The 15,100-nt window shown below is 71.6% G+C and carries 16 protein-coding genes and 2 pseudogenes; 8 read left to right on the top strand and 10 right to left on the bottom strand.

Annotation, left to right across the window (positions count from 1 at the left end; genetic code table 11):
* Positions 1 to 25: 25 nt before the first annotated feature.
* A pseudogene (locus tag OH809_RS32455) lies at positions 26 to 796 on the bottom strand (amidohydrolase family protein); the annotation flags it as partial.
* Between the two features lie 105 nt (positions 797 to 901).
* On the opposite strand from OH809_RS32455, the gene OH809_RS32450 reads away from it, so the two are divergent.
* The 6 genes from OH809_RS32450 (at position 902) to OH809_RS32425 (ending at position 5,989) form a co-directional block, all read left to right on the top strand.
* On the top strand, positions 902 to 1,027 hold the full coding sequence (locus tag OH809_RS32450) for a hypothetical protein (RefSeq protein ID WP_406418231.1): 126 nt from the start codon (positions 902 to 904) through the stop codon (positions 1,025 to 1,027).
* A gap of 72 nt (positions 1,028 to 1,099) precedes the next feature.
* Positions 1,100 to 2,125: a DEDDh family exonuclease gene (locus tag OH809_RS32445; RefSeq protein WP_406418233.1), complete on the top strand. Its 1,026-nt coding sequence runs from the start codon at positions 1,100 to 1,102 to the stop codon at positions 2,123 to 2,125.
* Between the two features lie 64 nt (positions 2,126 to 2,189).
* Entirely contained in the window at positions 2,190 to 2,423 is a 234-nt protein-coding gene (locus OH809_RS32440) for a hypothetical protein (RefSeq protein WP_384949146.1), read from the top strand.
* 71 nt (positions 2,424 to 2,494) lie between these two features.
* Entirely contained in the window at positions 2,495 to 3,313 is an 819-nt protein-coding gene (locus tag OH809_RS32435; protein ID WP_406424855.1) for an SURF1 family protein, read from the top strand.
* Between the two features lie 115 nt (positions 3,314 to 3,428).
* Positions 3,429 to 5,228 carry a glycoside hydrolase family 15 protein gene (locus OH809_RS32430; RefSeq protein ID WP_406418235.1) on the top strand — a complete coding sequence of 600 codons (1,800 nt, stop codon included), beginning with the start codon at positions 3,429 to 3,431 and terminating at the stop codon, positions 5,226 to 5,228.
* Positions 5,229 to 5,233: 5 nt separating this feature from the next.
* Positions 5,234 to 5,989 carry an SDR family oxidoreductase gene (locus OH809_RS32425; RefSeq protein ID WP_406418237.1) on the top strand — a complete coding sequence of 252 codons (756 nt, stop codon included), beginning with the start codon at positions 5,234 to 5,236 and terminating at the stop codon, positions 5,987 to 5,989.
* A 121-nt stretch (positions 5,990 to 6,110) separates the two neighbouring features.
* Here OH809_RS32425 and amaP read toward each other — a convergent pair whose 3' ends face one another.
* Genes amaP through OH809_RS32400 form a run of 5 tightly spaced genes read right to left on the bottom strand, consistent with a single transcriptional unit; the run spans position 6,111 to position 8,449 of the window.
* Positions 6,111 to 6,698, bottom strand: coding sequence for an alkaline shock response membrane anchor protein AmaP (amaP, locus tag OH809_RS32420; protein WP_406418239.1), 588 nt, complete (start codon positions 6,696 to 6,698; stop codon positions 6,111 to 6,113).
* Positions 6,695 to 7,381 (bottom strand): DUF6286 domain-containing protein, encoded by a 687-nt coding sequence (locus tag OH809_RS32415; protein ID WP_406418241.1) that lies wholly within the window; start codon positions 7,379 to 7,381, stop codon positions 6,695 to 6,697. Before OH809_RS32415 ends, amaP begins: the two co-directional genes overlap by 4 nt.
* Complete coding sequence (locus OH809_RS32410; RefSeq protein WP_406424857.1) at positions 7,378 to 7,731, bottom strand: Asp23/Gls24 family envelope stress response protein; 354 nt, start codon at positions 7,729 to 7,731, stop codon at positions 7,378 to 7,380. Before OH809_RS32410 ends, OH809_RS32415 begins: the two co-directional genes overlap by 4 nt.
* A gap of 5 nt (positions 7,732 to 7,736) precedes the next feature.
* On the bottom strand, positions 7,737 to 7,928 hold the full coding sequence (locus OH809_RS32405; protein ID WP_406418243.1) for a hypothetical protein: 192 nt from the start codon (positions 7,926 to 7,928) through the stop codon (positions 7,737 to 7,739).
* Between the two features lie 32 nt (positions 7,929 to 7,960).
* The gene (locus tag OH809_RS32400; protein ID WP_406418244.1) at positions 7,961 to 8,449 is read right to left on the bottom strand and encodes an Asp23/Gls24 family envelope stress response protein; all 489 of its coding nucleotides are present in this window, start codon (positions 8,447 to 8,449) and stop codon (positions 7,961 to 7,963) included.
* Positions 8,450 to 8,542: 93 nt separating this feature from the next.
* Between OH809_RS32400 and OH809_RS32395 the strand changes: the two genes are divergently transcribed.
* On the top strand, positions 8,543 to 9,244 hold the full coding sequence (locus OH809_RS32395; protein WP_406418246.1) for a hypothetical protein: 702 nt from the start codon (positions 8,543 to 8,545) through the stop codon (positions 9,242 to 9,244).
* A 346-nt stretch (positions 9,245 to 9,590) separates the two neighbouring features.
* Here OH809_RS32395 and OH809_RS32390 read toward each other — a convergent pair whose 3' ends face one another.
* The 3 genes from OH809_RS32390 to OH809_RS32380 all read right to left on the bottom strand — a co-directional run bounded on the left by OH809_RS32390 (position 9,591) and on the right by OH809_RS32380 (position 12,789).
* Positions 9,591 to 10,382: an enoyl-CoA hydratase/isomerase family protein gene (locus OH809_RS32390; RefSeq protein ID WP_406418248.1), complete on the bottom strand. Its 792-nt coding sequence runs from the start codon at positions 10,380 to 10,382 to the stop codon at positions 9,591 to 9,593.
* A 225-nt stretch (positions 10,383 to 10,607) separates the two neighbouring features.
* Positions 10,608 to 10,829, bottom strand: coding sequence for a helix-turn-helix domain-containing protein (locus OH809_RS32385; protein ID WP_037691626.1), 222 nt, complete (start codon positions 10,827 to 10,829; stop codon positions 10,608 to 10,610).
* Positions 10,830 to 11,190: 361 nt separating this feature from the next.
* Positions 11,191 to 12,789 (bottom strand): ABC-F family ATP-binding cassette domain-containing protein, encoded by a 1,599-nt coding sequence (locus OH809_RS32380; protein ID WP_406418250.1) that lies wholly within the window; start codon positions 12,787 to 12,789, stop codon positions 11,191 to 11,193.
* Between the two features lie 389 nt (positions 12,790 to 13,178).
* Here OH809_RS32380 and OH809_RS32375 point away from each other — a divergent pair.
* Positions 13,179 to 13,591: pseudogene (locus OH809_RS32375) on the top strand (VOC family protein).
* 30 nt (positions 13,592 to 13,621) lie between these two features.
* On the opposite strand, the gene OH809_RS32370 reads toward OH809_RS32375, so the two are convergent.
* Positions 13,622 to 14,932 carry a hypothetical protein gene (locus tag OH809_RS32370; protein WP_406424859.1) on the bottom strand — a complete coding sequence of 437 codons (1,311 nt, stop codon included), beginning with the start codon at positions 14,930 to 14,932 and terminating at the stop codon, positions 13,622 to 13,624.
* Positions 14,933 to 15,100: the final 168 nt, after the last annotated feature.

The raw sequence follows: 15,100 nt of genomic DNA, 5'->3' as shown, positions 1-15,100 counted from the left end.
CCGGGGATGGTCTCACTCCGCCCCGTCACCGGACGCGGACCGACCCGCCCGGTGCGAAGGCCGGGCTGGTCGCGTCGGCCGGGACCTCCGTCAGGGGCTCGGCGATCTCCTCGACCGTCGGGCCGACGGTCGAGGCGATACGGTCGAGGGCGGCCAGGTCGAAGCCGTAGACGCGGGCCGCGTTGCCGCCGACCATCGCCGCGATCTCGTCGGACGGGAGTCCGGCGTACGCGATCCGCAGGCCCTCCCGTGAGTAGGGGGCGGTGCCCTCGTCGTGCGGGTAGTCGCTGCCCCACATGATCTTGTCGAGGCCGATCCGGTCGCGCAGCGGCACCTCGTGGGGACGCATGAAGCTGGCGCCGACGAAGCAGTTGTCGCGCCAGACCTCGCCGGGGGTCGCTCCCATCGAAGCGGCAAGCCCCGCACCGAACTTGGACTCGGCGGTCGCTGCCCGGCCGGCCGCCGCGACCAGGCGGCCGTGGTAGTAGTCGAGCATCTCGACGACGCCCGGGATCCAGCCGGAGCCCTGTTCGGTGAGGACCAGTTTCAGCCCGGGGTGGCGGCGGAATGCCCCGCCGAAGATCAGATGCCACAGTGCGCGGTGGGAGAACCACGTCGTCTCCACCATGAAGACGGCGCGCGCCGCCGGTTCGTCTCCGAGCGGTGGGGAGGCCGACCCTCCGTGGTGGTTCACCGGTACGTCCAGTTCCTCGCAGACCGTCCAGAGCGGGTCGTACACCTGGGAGTACAGCTCCGGGATGCCGCAGCCGGGCGGGGTGCCGGGCAGCAGGATGCCGACGCGGTGCGGGCGGTGCAGTTCCAGACGGTCGGCTTCCTGCTGGTCGAACGCAACCGGGAACGCTCCCCCGTCCAGTCCCCCGGTGAGGGTGATCCATGGGGCGTGGCCACCGCGGAGCACGACCCGGCGCTGGCCCGGGCACTGGCCGGGCCCGCCGACCAGGACCGGCTGTTCACGGCGTCCGTGCGGGCGCTGGTGAACGGGCTGCTGGCGGCCGGCGGGACATAGGAGCCGCGGCCCCGGACCGGTCGAACAGAGGGCTCCCGGATAGGGGACTGTCAGTACCGGCCCGTATTCTCTGTGACCATGCTCGACGACCGCCAGACCGCAGCACCGTGGCCGACCGCCTACCCGCAGGGGTACGCGGTCGTCGACGTGGAGACCACCGGACTCGCCCGCGACGACCGGATAATCTCCGCTGCCGTCTACCGGCTGGACGCGCAGGGCGATGTCGAGGACCACTGGTACACCCTCGTCAACCCGGAGCGGGACCCCGGCCCCGTCTGGATCCACGGGCTGACCAGCGATGTCCTGGAGGGAGCCCCGCTCTTCCCGGAGGTCGCCGCCGCCCTGTCGGAGCGTCTCGCGGGCCGGGTCCTGGTCGCGCACAACGCCGCCTTCGACTGGTCGATGCTGGCCCGGGAGTACGCCCGCGCGGCGGTCGTCGCCCCGGTCGAGCAGCGGCTCTGCACGATCGCGCTCTCCAAGGAGCTGCGGCTGCCGCTGCCCAACCACAAGCTGGAGTCGCTGGCCGCGCATTTCGGAGTCGTGCAGCAGCGTGCGCACCACGCGCTGGACGACGCCCGGGTGCTGGCCGAGGCGTTCCGGCCGAGCCTGCACGCGGCGGCGCGCGACGGGGTTCGGCTGCCACTGCTGGAATGCCGCCCGCTGACCGAGTGGTCGGACTCCCCGGTGACCCCGAGGGTCGGCTATCAGCCCTCGTACGGCAGCCAGAACAGCTGGCGCCCTTCCCGCAAGCGGCCCGCCTGCCCGTATCCGAACCCCGGGCGGTACGACAAGGACAAACCGCTCATGCAGGGCATGCGCGTGGCGTTCTCCGGGGACACGTCCATCGACCGTGAGCTGCTGGAGGACCGGGCGGTCGAGGCCGGGCTGCATGTGGCGACCAGCGTTTCCCGGCTGACCAGCCTGCTGGTCACCAATGACCCGGACGCGGCGACGTCGAAGACGGTGAAGGCCAAGGCGTTCGGCACGCCGATCGTGGACGAGAGCGCCTTCACCCACTTGCTGCGGGATGTGGCCGCGGTGCCGGCGACGACCGGGGCGCCCGTGACGCCTGCCCTGCCGACGCCGTCATCGGAGTGAACCGGGGGCGACTCGCCCGTCCGCCGCTCGCCGCCCGGCGTCCCCGCGTCCCACCCTGTGGCGCATGGCACGTTGTGAGGTTTGCGGAAACGACTACGGCATGTCGTTCGAGGTGCACGCGCAGGGGGCGGTGCATGTCTTCGACTGCTTCGCCTGCGCCATTCACCGGATGGCACCCATCTGTGAGCACTGCCGGGTCCAGGTCATCGGCCAGGGTGTCGAGGTCGACGGGCACTGGTTCTGCGGCGGGCACTGCGCCCGCGCCGAGGGGAAGGTGGGCATCATCGACAAAGTCTGAGCCCCGGGCGCGCGACACCGTCCGCCACCCCCTCCGCGATGCACCCCATGACGCAGTTGTACCGTCGTGGGGTGTACCGCTTCCTGTTGACCCGGCAGTGGCTGATCCTCGCCCTCCTCGCCCTCGTCCTCATTCCCACGATGGTCGAGCTGGGCTTCTGGCAGCTCCACCGGCATGAGCACCGGGTGGCGCAGAACTCCCTGATCTCGCACAACCTGAAGGCGAAGCCGGTTCCGGTCGCCGCGCTCACCTCCCCCGGTCACACGGTCCCGCGCTCCGACTACTGGCGTGCGGTGACGGCCACGGGGACGTACGACACGAAGCACGAGGTCGTCGTGCGCCGCCGGACCTCCACCGACGGCAGCGTCGGCTTCCACGTACTGATCCCGCTCGATCTCAAGGGCGGCGGTACGGTCCTGGTCAACCGGGGCTGGATCCCCACCGCCGACGACCAGCGCGCCTTCCCGGACATCCCGGCCGTGCCCACGGGCGAGGTGACCGTCATGGGACGGCTCAAGGCCGATGAGACGACGGGCACCAGCGGCATCAAGGACCTGTCGGACCTGCCGGACCGCCAGGTGATGCTGATCAACAGCGCCCAGCAGGCCAAGGCGCTCTCCCGGCCGGTCCTCGGCGGCTACATCGAGCAGACCGCCCCCGAACCGTCCGGCGCCGTTCCGGAGCTGATCGAGGCGCCGGACGACAGCTCCATCGGTCCGCACATGGCGTACGCGGTCCAGTGGTGGCTGTTCGCCGCCGGTGTCCCTGCCGGATACGTGGTGCTGGCCCGGCGCGAGAAGCGCGACCGGGAGGAGGCCGCGGCCAAGGCCGCGGCAGCAGGTGATCCGGAACCGGAACAGCCGGAGAAGCCCGCGCCCGCAACTGCCTGAGCAGCTGCCCGGCGACGGCCCGCCACCGTGCCCACGAGCCGGTGATGTCGGGCATGCGGCCGCCTGTGGGACATCGGCTGCTTAGCGGGGCCCTGGTGCGGGAACACGGCAGAACGTGACCCCACGCATCGAGGACTACGCCCTCATCGGCGATCTGCAGACAGCCGCCCTGGTCGGCAGGAACGGTTCTGTGGACTGGCTCTGTCTGCCCCGCTTCGACTCGGGCGCCTGTTTCGCCGCCCTGCTCGGCGACGAGGACAACGGCCACTGGCGCATCGCCCCGAAGGGCGCGGACACCTGCACCCGGCGCGGCTACGTGGGCGACTCCCTCGTCCTGGAGACGTTCTGGGAGACCCGCACCGGAACCGTCAAGGTCATCGACTTCATGCCGCAGCGCGATCAGGAACCCGATGTCATGCGGATCGTCGAGGGGGTCAGCGGCACCGTCGACATGGCCTCCGTGATCCGGCTGCGCTTCGACTTCGGTTCCATCGTGCCGTGGGTGCGCCGCTCGCAGGGCCACCGGGTGGCGGTCGCCGGACCCGACTCGGCCTGGCTGCGCAGCGAGCCGCCGGTCAAGACGTGGGGCCAGGAGTTCTCCACCTGCTCGTCGTTCACCGTCTCCGCGGGCGAGCAGGTGGCGTTCGTACTGACCTGGCATCCCTCGCACTCGCCGCGCCCCGATCTCGTCGATCCGCACGAGGCTCTGAAGAACACCCTGTCCGACTGGGCCGAGTGGTCGGCCCGCTGCAAGTACCGGGGCCCGTACCGGGAGGCCGTGATCCGCTCGCTGATCACCCTCAAGGCACTCACCTTCGCTCCGACCGGCGGCATCGTGGCAGCCCCCACCACCTCGCTGCCGGAGGAGATCGGCGGCGTACGGAACTGGGACTACCGCTTCTGCTGGCTGCGGGACTCCACCCTGGCCCTCAACGCGCTGCTCTCGGCCGGCTATGTCGAGGAGGCCGCCGCCTGGCGGAACTGGCTGCTGCGCGCCGTCGCCGGGGACCCGGCCGACCTGCAGATCATGTACGGCCTGTCGGGCGAACGACGGCTGCCCGAGGCGGAGCTGCCGTGGCTGCGCGGATACGGGAACTCCAGCCCGGTCCGGATCGGCAACGCGGCGGTCCGACAGCGGCAGCTCGATGTGTACGGAGAGGTCATGGACTCGCTCCGGCTGGCGCGCGAGGCGGGCCTGGCCGACCAACCGCACGCCTGGAGCCTGCAGCTCAGCCTGCTCGGCTTCCTGGAGTCCACCTGGCGCGAGCCGGACGAGGGGCTGTGGGAGATCCGCGGCCAGCGCCGCCACTTCGTGCACTCGAAGGTGATGGCCTGGGTCGCCGCCGACCGCGCGGTGCGCACCCTGGAGGCCAACTCGTCGCTGGCCGGGGACGCCGACCGGTGGCGGGCGATGCGCGACGCCGTGCACCGGGAGGTGTGCGAGAAGGGGTACGACCCGGTGCGGAACACCTTCACGCAGTCGTACGGCTCCCGGGAGCTGGACGCCGCGACGCTGCTGATCGCCCGGACCGGCTTCCTGCCGCCGGACGATCCGCGGATCGTCGGGACGGTCGACGCGGTCCGGGCGGAGCTGGGCAGCGACGGGCTGGTCCGCCGCTACAGCACGGAGGGCAACTCGATCGACGGGCTGCCGGGCGGCGAAGGGGCGTTCCTGGCATGCTCGTTCTGGCTGGCGGACGCGTTGCGCCTGACCGGGCGCGCCGAGGAAGCCACGGAACTCTTCGAGCGGCTCCTCGCGCTGCGCAACGATGTCGGGCTGCTCGCCGAGGAGTACGACACCGTGGCACGGCGGCAACTGGGCAATTTCCCGCAGGCGTTCAGCCACATCGGACTGGTGGGGACCGCCGTTGCCCTGGCCGGGTGCGACATGCTGGAACCCGACGCGGCAGGATAGGGCCCATGGATCTTGGGCTGAAGGACCGTGTGTACATTGTGACCGGCGCGACCCGGGGGCTGGGCCATGCCACCGCGCGGGAGCTGGCGGCGGACGGCGCGAAGGTGATCATCACCGGGCGGGACGGGAAGCGGGCGGAGGCGGCCGCTGCCGAACTGGGACCGGACGTGGTCGGCGTGGCCGCCGACAACGGGGAGCCCGGCGCGGCGCAGCGTCTGGTGGACGGCGCCCATGAGCGGTTCGGGCGGCTCGACGGCATCCTGATCAGCGTCGGCGGACCTGCGCCCGGTTTCGTCGCCGACAACACGGACGAGCAGTGGCAGTCTGCGTTCGACTCGGTGTTCCTGGGCGCGGTACGGCTGGCGCGCACGGCGGCCGCGGCGCTCGGCGAGGGCGGGGTCATCGGCTTCGTGCTCTCCGGCTCGGTCCACGAGCCGATCGCCGGGCTGACCATTTCGAATGGTCTGCGTCCGGGACTGGCCGGGTTCGCCAAGTCCCTGGCCGACGAGTTCGGCCCACGGGGCATCCGTGTGGTGGGCGTGCTGCCGTCCCGGATCGACACGGACCGGGTGCGGGAGCTGGACGCGCTGTCCGGCGACGCCGAGGTTTCGCGTACGGCGGCCGAGGCGCGGATTCCGTTGCGCCGGTACGGTACGCCGGAGGAGTTCGGGCGGACGGCGGCGTTCCTGCTGTCGCCGGCGGCGTCGTATCTGACGGGGATCATGGTGCCGGTGGACGGCGGGTCGCGGCACGGGTTCTGAGCGGGACCGGAGGTACCGGGGCCGTCCGGCGGCCGTTCTTGTCCTCGGCCTCCCGATGCCAGGAGGGCAGAGGAGGGACCCCTCGTCGGGCTCGATTCTGCCGCTGCCGGACGCCCCGCCCTCAACTCACGCGTTCCGCACGGTGCTTGACGGCCCTCAGCCGCACTTCCGCCGGCAGTTCCGCCAGGCCCGCCGAGTCCCTCGCGTGAGCCAGGGCCTCGTCCGTGAGGCGGCCGAGGGCCTCGTCCGGTGCCGCGTGCGGTTCCATCAGCAGCCGGATCCGCGCCCGTGGCGTGCTGCGCCGGCCGACCAGCATCACCTGGGCGCGGGCCACCCCGTCCAGCGTCCCCGCCTCCGCGGCGAGCACGCCCTCCAGGGCCCGGCCGCGCAGCAGCGCCCCCTCGCCGTCGCCGCTGTCGACCAGCACCTCGGCGAGGCGGGCGCGGCGGAGCTGGGCGAGGAACCACCACAACGCGAGGACGACGAGGACCGCGAGGACCACGAGGACGGTCGGCCACCACCAGCCGTCGGCACGCCAGCGGTCCCGGGCGGCCCTGCTGAGCAGCACATCGGTCCTGCCGTCCCACGGCCACCAGGACGGCACGGAAAGGCCGAGCCCGGCGGCGAGCACCGCGCCGCCGCCGCAGATCAGCACCAGTCCGGCCAGTGCGAGCAGTACCCGGTTGACGGTCCTGAGCACCGCGGTCACCCCTTCTTCGCCGGACGGCGGACATGCACGGACAGGCTCGGCGGCTTCGCCAGGCCCAGTTCCTCGATCCCCGTGCCCAGTACGGTGTCCAAGTCGGCCCGTACATCGTCGAGTTCGCGGAAGTGCGACACGGCACGCACCGCGACCTTGGCGCGCCCCATCCGGACCCGCACCGACTGCACGCCGGACACCTCCACGGCCCGGTCGCGCAGGACCAGGGCGGCGGCGGTCCGGTCGAGCCCGGCCCGTACCCCCGGATAGTCGCGGCGCATCGGCAGCACGTCGCGCAGACCGGGTGTGGCGGCGAGCACGATCAGCCACACACCGATCGCCATGGCGAGCGCGGCACCGGCCACCACCCACACATTGTCCAGCGGCCGCTCCGCCAGCTCGTCGGCGAGCGCGCGGCGCCAGTGCATGGCCGGGTGATGGGCCCGTACCGCCGCCACGTCGTACAGCAGCAGGCCGGATCCGCCGAGGATCACCAGCGCGAGGAGCCCGGCCGGGATGCGGCGCGCGGACCAGAAGCGGCCGGCGCTGCCGCCGCTGCGCTCCTTCACCGGCGCCGGGTCGTACGCCGCGGCGGAGGCGGACTGGTCGAGAGCCAGTCCGCCACCGCGTTCCACGGGGTCGCCGGTGGGCAGGCGCCGCGTGCTGTTCTCCGGCTCCTGGGGCTCGGTCATCGGATCCTCCCCTGTGTCGCGGCGCTCGCTCCCGCAGGGTGCAGACGCTCGACCTGTACGGCCACTTCGGGCACTTCCATCCCCGCCAACGCCTTTACCCGTTCGATGACGTGCCGACGCACGGCACCGCACTGGCGGCCGATGTCGGTGGGATATCCGAGCTCCAGACTGACCCGTACCCGGGCGGTGTCACGGTGCACCGTGACAGTGGCGCGCGGCGAGGCACCCTCCCGCGGCGGCTCGATGACAGCCTCCTTCGCCGCCTGTGCGGCGATCTTCGCGACGACCCGGTCGGCGATCCGGGTCTCGCCCCGTTCCGCGGCAGGGACCCGGCCGAGCACCCCCGACAACGCCGTCACCGCCGTCTGTCGCCGCGCCCGCGACTCCGGAAGAAGTCGCCGGGCTCCAGATCGCCGTCCAGGAAGCGACCGGCGACGTAGCCGATCGCTCCCAATGCGGCGACAAGCAGAAAGGCCCCGAATCCGCCGAAGTACCCGGCGAATGCGAGCGCCATGCCGGCCACCATGCCGACCACGGCCATGCTCATCGTGCGCTCCTCAACTGCCTCGGGTGGGAGGCCTACTGGAGACGTGGCTCGGAATGGTCCTCGCCCTCTTCGTCGGGCAGCTTCACATCGCTGACCGCGATATTGACCTCGACGACATCGAGGCCCGTCATCCGCTCGACCGCCGCGATGACGTTCTCCCGTACGTCACGGGCGACATCGACGATCGACACGCCGTAGTCGACGACGATCTCCAGGTCGAGGGCGGTCTGCGACTCGCCGACCTCCGCCTTGACGCCACGGGTGACCGATTTGCCGCCGCCGGGGACCCGGTCGCGCACCGCACCGAAGGTACGGGACAGGCCGCTGCCCATCGCGTTGACACCGACCACGTCGCGCGCCGCCATACCGGCGATCTTCTCGACCACACCGTCCGCGATGGTGGTACGGCCGCGGGTGGCGGGATCTCCTCCGCCGCGCTTGGTCAGCGGACTCTTCGTGCTGTCGTCCCCTGTCGCGCTGTCGGGGTTCTCGGGCCGGTTCCGCTGCGGGGTATCGGTCATCGCCACTCTTCCCTTCGGGGCAGGGTTGGACTTCCTTGCCCACATTAGGTGCGCTTGCCCCGTCTCGCGCCGTGGATGCGGCAGGCTGGTGCAATGACGACGGCTGACAGCCCGCACAGGGCCGACGGATGGGCGGCGGCGGTACGGCAGAGGCTCGGACTGGGCAGACTGCTCCCCCTGGGTGGTCCGGCGGACGGTGCGTGGATCGCGGAGCGGGCCGTCATCTCGGTGCTGCGGCGCTCGGTGGGCGCATCGGGGACCGGCCCGGTGCTCGGGGACGTACGGATCACCGTGGCGGACCCCGACGCGGCCCCGGACCCGGCACTGCCGTCGCCGCCGAGCGCGCTGCCACCCGGGCCGCTGCGGATCGAGGCGACGATGTCGGCGACGGCCGACCGGCCGCTGCCCGCCGCCGCGGCCGCCCTGCGCTCGGCCCTGCTGACGGCGGCCACGCAACGGCTCGGCCTGGTGGTCGGCGAGGTGGATCTACAGGTGACGGAGCTGCTGGACACGGTCCCCGACCGGGCGTCCCCGGAGCCTGCCGCGGTGCGCGGGGCGGAGCCGGAGGGCGCGGCGGGGACGGCGGCGGCCGCTGTCCCCGGTGTCGCGACGCTGACCCGTGTGCTGGGCAGCGCGGTGCATACGGCCGCGGACCATGTGCGGGTCGAGCTGGCGACGGACGCGAACCACCGGGCGCTCGATGTGGCACGGGCGGTGCGAACGGCGGTGGCGGACGCCGTGGACGGACATCCGCCGGTGACCGTGCTGGTCACCGCGGTGGTGGACGCGGGATGAACGGACCGGCCGCCGCGGTGGTGGACGCGGAGCCACCGGGACCGTCACGGCCCTGGGGCACACGAAGTGACCCTGAGGCCGACCGGCAATTGGGGGGTGGGTGAAGGAGCGGGGCTGGGGTGCGTGCATCGCAAGGCGGAGGATTGAGCCATGGCGAATGGGGCCTCCCCTGCTCGAGCGAAGCCGAGAGCTCGGGGAACATGGTGATTGACGACAACGCCGCGAGGTGCGTGCCCCAGCCCCGTGACGCCGCCCCCCAATTGCCGGCCGGCCTGAATCGTCGCCACCGCGACGCACGCGGAGTGACCGGGCGGCTCCCGCTGCGGAGACGCCCGGTGCCGTGTTCTCAGTCGGTGAGACCCGCGAGGTCGCGGAGGCGGCGGCCCTGGGCCGCGCGCTCGGCGGTGCGCTGGTCCTCGTACGTACGCGAGACCGCACCGCTCAGCAGCGCCTTGGTCTCGACGACGGCGTCACGCGGGGCCGCCAGCAGCAGCGCGGACAGGTCACGGGTCGCCGCGTCGAGCTCGTCGGCGGGGACCACGAGGTTGGCGAGACCGGTGCGCTCGGCCTCCTCCGCGTGGACGAAGCGGCCGGTGGCGCAGATTTCGAGCGCGCGGGCATATCCGACCAGGTGCACCAGGCGGTGCGTGCCGGTGAGGTCGGGGACCAGGCCGAGGCTGGTCTCACGCATGGCGAACTGCACGTCCTCGGCGACGATCCGCAGATCGCAGGCGAGAGTGAGCTGGAAGCCGGCACCGATCGCATGCCCCTGGACCGCCGCGACCGACACGATGTCGTTGCGGCGCCACCAGGTGAACGCCTCCTGGTACTCGGCGATGGTCGCGTCGAGCTCGGACTCCTTGCCGCGCGCCAGGTCGAGGAAGGACGGCTCACCGTCGAACCCCTCGGGGCTGAACGCCTGCCGGTCGAGCCCCGCGGAGAAGGACTTACCCTCGCCACGGAGCACGACGACCCGCACGCTGCCGGGCAGCGCCCGTCCGGCCTCTGTCAACGCCCGCCACAGAGCGGGAGACTGAGCGTTGCGCTTGGCCGGATTGGTGAGGGTCACCGTGGCAACCGCGTCATCGACGGTGAGTCGTACGCCGTCCTGGTCGAGCACAGAGTCGAGCGAGGTCATGGGGCGCCTCCGGGTCGGGTGCAGTCAGCATGTCCAACTAAGTGACTGAACAGTAACCACCCGGTCGGCCGCATGGTCGACCGGGCGGCCACCGCCCGAAACCGGTGAGCCCTCGGGGCATGTCCGTCCTGCGACGTGCCCCGATCCGCCCAGGTCCCCCTCGTCGAGCTGCCGTACTCGCCCCAAGGGCGGCAGACGGCAGTTCGCCGACAGGGCCTGAGGCCGTCAGGCCGTGGCAGCCTTCTTGCCCCGTGTCGCTCCGCCGCGTCCCCGCAGCGTGACTCCGGACTCGCTGAGCATCCGGTGGACGAATCCGTAGGAGCGGCCGGTCTCTTCGGCCAACGCCCGGATGCTCGCACCGGAGTCGTACTTCTTCTTCAGGTCTGCCGCGAGCTTGTCGCGCGCGGTGCCGGTCACCCGGCTGCCCTTCTTCAGAGTCTCGGCCACCCGTGCCTCCTCATGGGAAGTGCGCTCTGGATTCTCATGATCACCCCTCGGGGGCTTCCTGGCCACCCATTCGGCAAGGTCTGTACAACCGGTTTCGCACCCCGGGAATACGCCTTCACGATCGGAATCTCGCATTCCGCCAGGCTTCGGGGGCATTCCGGCACGGAGTTGAGACGAAGAGCCAGGTCAGGGCCGTATGAGGGGGAACGGCTCCACATGGGTGCGCCCGGCAGGTATCTGCCGGGCGCCGCGCCGAGATACGAGAGGTCCTCACGCAGATGATGGATCACGCGTAGGCCGAATGATCCAGTCGGCGTGGATCAGCCGACAGCGGGCAAGGAAACCGCCCGGACCGCGGGAATCAGGCCAGGGCGACCAGGTCCCGGTAATCCGCACCCCACAGGTCCTCGACGCCGTCCGGCAGCAGGATGATCCGCTCCGGCTGGAGCGCCTCGACCGCACCCTCGTCGTGCGTGACGAGGACGACCGCGCCCTTGTACGTGCGCAGCGCGCCGAGGATCTCCTCGCGGCTGGCCGGGTCGAGGTTGTTCGTCGGCTCGTCGAGAAGCAGCACATTGGCGGAGGAGACCACCAGGGTCGCGAGCGCCAGACGGGTCTTCTCACCGCCGGAGAGCACGCCGGCCGGCTTGTCGACGTCGTCGCCGGAGAAGAGGAACGAGCCCAGCGTCTTGCGGACCTCGACGAGGTCGAGATCCGGGGCGGCGGAGCGCATGTTCTCCAGGACCGTGCGCTCCGGGTCGAGGGTCTCGTGCTCCTGGGCGTAGTAGCCGAGCTTGAGCCCGTGGCCCTCGATGACCTCGCCGGTGTCGGGCTTCTCGGCACCGCCGAGGAGCCTGAGCAGGGTGGTCTTGCCCGCACCGTTGAGGCCGAGGATGACGACGCGGGAGCCCTTGTCGATGGCGAGGTCCACGTCGGTGAAGATTTCGAGCGAACCGTAGGACTTGGACAGTCCCTCCGCCATCAGAGGGGTCTTGCCGCACGGCGAGGGCTCGGGAAAGCGCAGCTTGGCAACCTTGTCGGAGACCCGGACGGCCTCCAGGCCGGAGAGCAGCCGCTCTGCGCGCTTGGCCATGTTCTGCGCGGCGACGGTCTTGGTCGCCTTGGCGCGCATCTTGTCGGCCTGCGAGTTGAGCGCAGCCGCCTTCTTCTCGGCGTTCTGGCGCTCACGCTTGCGGCGCTTCTCGTCGGCCTCGCGCTGCTGTTGGTAGAGCTTCCAGCCCATGTTGTAGATGTCGATCTGCGAGCGGTTGGCGTCGAGGTAGAAGACCTTGTTGACGACCGTCTCGACGAGGTCGACATCGTGGGAGATCACGACGAAGCCGCCGCGGTAGCTCTTCAGGTAGTCGCGCAGCCAGACGATGGAGTCGGCGTCGAGGTGGTTCGTCGGCTCGTCGAGGAGCAGGGTGTCTGCGTCCGAGAACAGGATGCGGGCCAGCTCGACACGGCGGCGCTGACCGCCGGAGAGCGTGTGGAGCGGCTGTCCGAGCACCCGGTCGGGCAGGCTGAGCGCGGCGGCGATGGTGGCGGCCTCGGCCTCGGCGGCGTAACCGCCCTTGGTGAGGAACTCCGTCTCCAGCCGCTCGTACTTCTTCATCGCCTTCTCGCGGGTGGCGCCCTTGCCGTTCGCCATCCGGTCCTCGTTCTCACGCATCTTGCGCAGGATCTCGTCGAGACCACGGGCGGACAGGATGCGGTCGCGGGCGAGGACGTCGAGATCACCGGTGCGCGGGTCCTGCGGGAGGTAGCCGACCTCACCGGAGCGGGCGATGGTGCCGCCGGCCGGTGTGCCCTCGCCGGCGAGGCACTTGGTGAGGGTGGTCTTGCCCGCTCCGTTGCGGCCGACGAGGCCGATGCGGTCACCCTTGGCGATACGGAAGTTGGCGGACTCGATGAGGATGCGGGCGCCGGCACGCAGCTCGATACCGGAAGCGGTGATCACGGAAAAACTCCAGGGCGGTGATGGACGGCGGACGGGACGACTTCAGAGTCTCGACTCGACGCCGCTACTCATGCACAAGGAGAATTGCCATACGGGCCATTCTACTGGCGGTGTGCAACTGCTTTTCCGCATGCTCCTACGGCATTTGCCGATCACTCGCCCAGGACGCCCTCCGGCGCCGCCACCCTGCCTCCATCCGGCAACCAGAACAGGCATAGCGGTGTGAACCATCCGATACTCGGCGCAGTGCGGTGAGGCAGCCGCGGCCGGACCGGAGAGTGGTGACCCATGCAGTTCGACGACGGCCGCGCGGCCGAACCGGCCACTGCCGGTGGCCGACGGAAGACTGAGACGCAGATCACAACGGAGAGCGAAAAGAGGTGAGCGCCATGGCAGGCGCACCGGCCGGGGTTCCGACGATCTATCCGACGATTCTGTACGACGACGCGAAGGCCGCGATCAGGACGCTGACGGAGGGGCTGGGGTTCACCGAGGAAGCGGTGTACGAGGGCGAGAACGGCACGGTGCTGCACGCGGAGCTGTCCTGCGGCAACGGCAGGGTGATGCTGGGCTCCAAGGGGCGCGGGGGATCTTCGCCAAGGCGATGACGGATGCCGGACCGAGCGGGGTGTACGTCGTGGTGGACGAGGTCGATGCGCACCATGCGCGGGCCGTGGAGTACGGGGTGGAGATCCTGATGCCGCCCACGGATCAGGACTACGGGTCGCGCGACTACATGGCGCGTGACGCGGAGGGCAATGTGTGGAGCTTCGGGACGTACGCCCCGGGGTCCGCGGACTGACCGCGTCCGCGTCCCCGGTCGGTCTTATTCCTACGCGCCGCCGGTGTGCACCTGGAAGGCGGCCCGGCGGAGGGCCTTGGCCAGCGCGGGGTCCGGATGGGCGGCGGCCAGCGCCACCAGCACCTGGACGGTGCGCGGGTGGCCGACGGCCCGGACCTCGTCCAGCAGCGCCGGGACCGTGCCCTGGACGGCGGAGTCGAGATGACGGACCAGCAGTGCCGTCTCGCCGTGGTCGGCGACGGCCGCCGCGGTGTCGACCCAGAGCCAGGTGGCTTCCTCGCGACTGAGGACCTCCTGGGCATCCTCGGGGTCGGCTCCGTCGTACTCGGCCAGCCAGAGCAGCGCGTACGGGCGCAGCGACGGGTCGGTGACGACGGAGCGCACCACCGGCTCGGCCGGGGCGCCGACGACCCGGAGTGCCTCGAAGGCTAGTCCGCGCAGCAGCGCGTCCTCGCCGCGGGCAACGGCGAGCAGTTCGGCGACGGCGCTGCCGACGGGGCGGGCGGCCAGCCAGGCGCGGTATTCGGCGCGGGCCGGTCCGGGGGTGAGCCGGGCACAGCCGAGCAGCATGTCGGCGGCGGACTGCTCGATGTTCCCGGCCGGGCTCTGGGCGGCGACGCAGATCTGTTCCAGCTTGACCCAGACGGCCCAGTTGCCGAGCGGGGTGAGGGTGGCATGACCGGCGCCGAGCGTGAGTGCGCCGACGGCGGCCAGTCCCTCCAGTGCCCAGTCGAGGAGCAGCGCGACCAGGGCGGCGGGGTGCGCGGTGGGAGCGGGTTCCGCCGGTCCGGCCGACGCCTCCGGTCCGTACGGCACCTCGCACCGCTCCTCGTGGAGTTCGGCGACGCGCTGGCCGAGGAGATCGAGGAGGGCGGGCACGGTGACCGGGCCCGCCGAGAGCTGCAGGAGGGAGAGCACCTGGGGTACGGCCTCGACGGCTTCGGCGACCGCGGTGGACTCGATGTCCTCGGGCGCCGGGTGGACGAGCGACCAGGCGTCGAAGAGCGCCACCCAGCCACGGAGCACGGCGGAGTCGTCGCGGTCCCAGGCGCGCAGCCGCCAGCCGGGTCGTGCGGTCTCGCCGTGGAGTTCGACGAGGCCGGCCAGGCGGGCCCGGTCCCAGCCGGAGCGGACCTGCGCCGGGGACAATTCCAGTGCGGTCGCAGCCCGTTCGAGAGCGTGGGCGGCGAGCGGGGCCGTGCCGGGGCTCGCGCCGTCGGCGGCCCAGCGGGCGATCCGTACGGCGTCGGCGAGCGCGGCCCTTGCCTGGCGGGCCAGTTCCGCACGGGGCGGGGTGCCCTCGGGCGGGCGGGGGGCCGGCCTGGTGCGCCGGGTGGTCACGGCCTTGCGGGCGGTGGCAAGGGGTCGCGGGCGGACAAGTCGCAGCCTGGAGTCGCGCGGGGTACGGGACGTCACGGGGAGCAGTCTTGCCTCTGACGGCCCGAAAGCCCAAACGGAACCCGGATTCGCGGCGGAAGGGGGCTGCAGGCCCGGACGGTACCGACCGGC

It is taken from the genome of Streptomyces sp. NBC_00873, from assembly GCF_045207415.1.
GTDB lineage: Bacteria > Actinomycetota > Actinomycetes > Streptomycetales > Streptomycetaceae > Streptomyces.
Note: the sequence above shows the minus strand (reverse complement) of the source record. Positions and strands in the feature narration are given on the sequence as shown.

Excerpts from the sequence above, each read along its gene's own strand:
- OH809_RS32400 (WP_406418244.1), bottom strand. The coding sequence starts at position 8,449 with ATGACCGATACCCCGCAGCGGAACCGGCCCGAGAACCCCGACAGCGCG.
- OH809_RS32415 (WP_406418241.1), bottom strand. The coding sequence starts at position 7,381 with ATGACCGAGCCCCAGGAGCCGGAGAACAGCACGCGGCGCCTGCCCACC.
- OH809_RS32405 (WP_406418243.1), bottom strand. The coding sequence starts at position 7,928 with ATGAGCATGGCCGTGGTCGGCATGGTGGCCGGCATGGCGCTCGCATTC.
- OH809_RS32440 (WP_384949146.1), top strand. The coding sequence starts at position 2,190 with ATGGCACGTTGTGAGGTTTGCGGAAACGACTACGGCATGTCGTTCGAG.
- OH809_RS32395 (WP_406418246.1), top strand. The coding sequence starts at position 8,543 with ATGACGACGGCTGACAGCCCGCACAGGGCCGACGGATGGGCGGCGGCG.
- OH809_RS32425 (WP_406418237.1), top strand. The coding sequence starts at position 5,234 with ATGGATCTTGGGCTGAAGGACCGTGTGTACATTGTGACCGGCGCGACC.
- OH809_RS32390 (WP_406418248.1), bottom strand. The coding sequence starts at position 10,382 with ATGACCTCGCTCGACTCTGTGCTCGACCAGGACGGCGTACGACTCACC.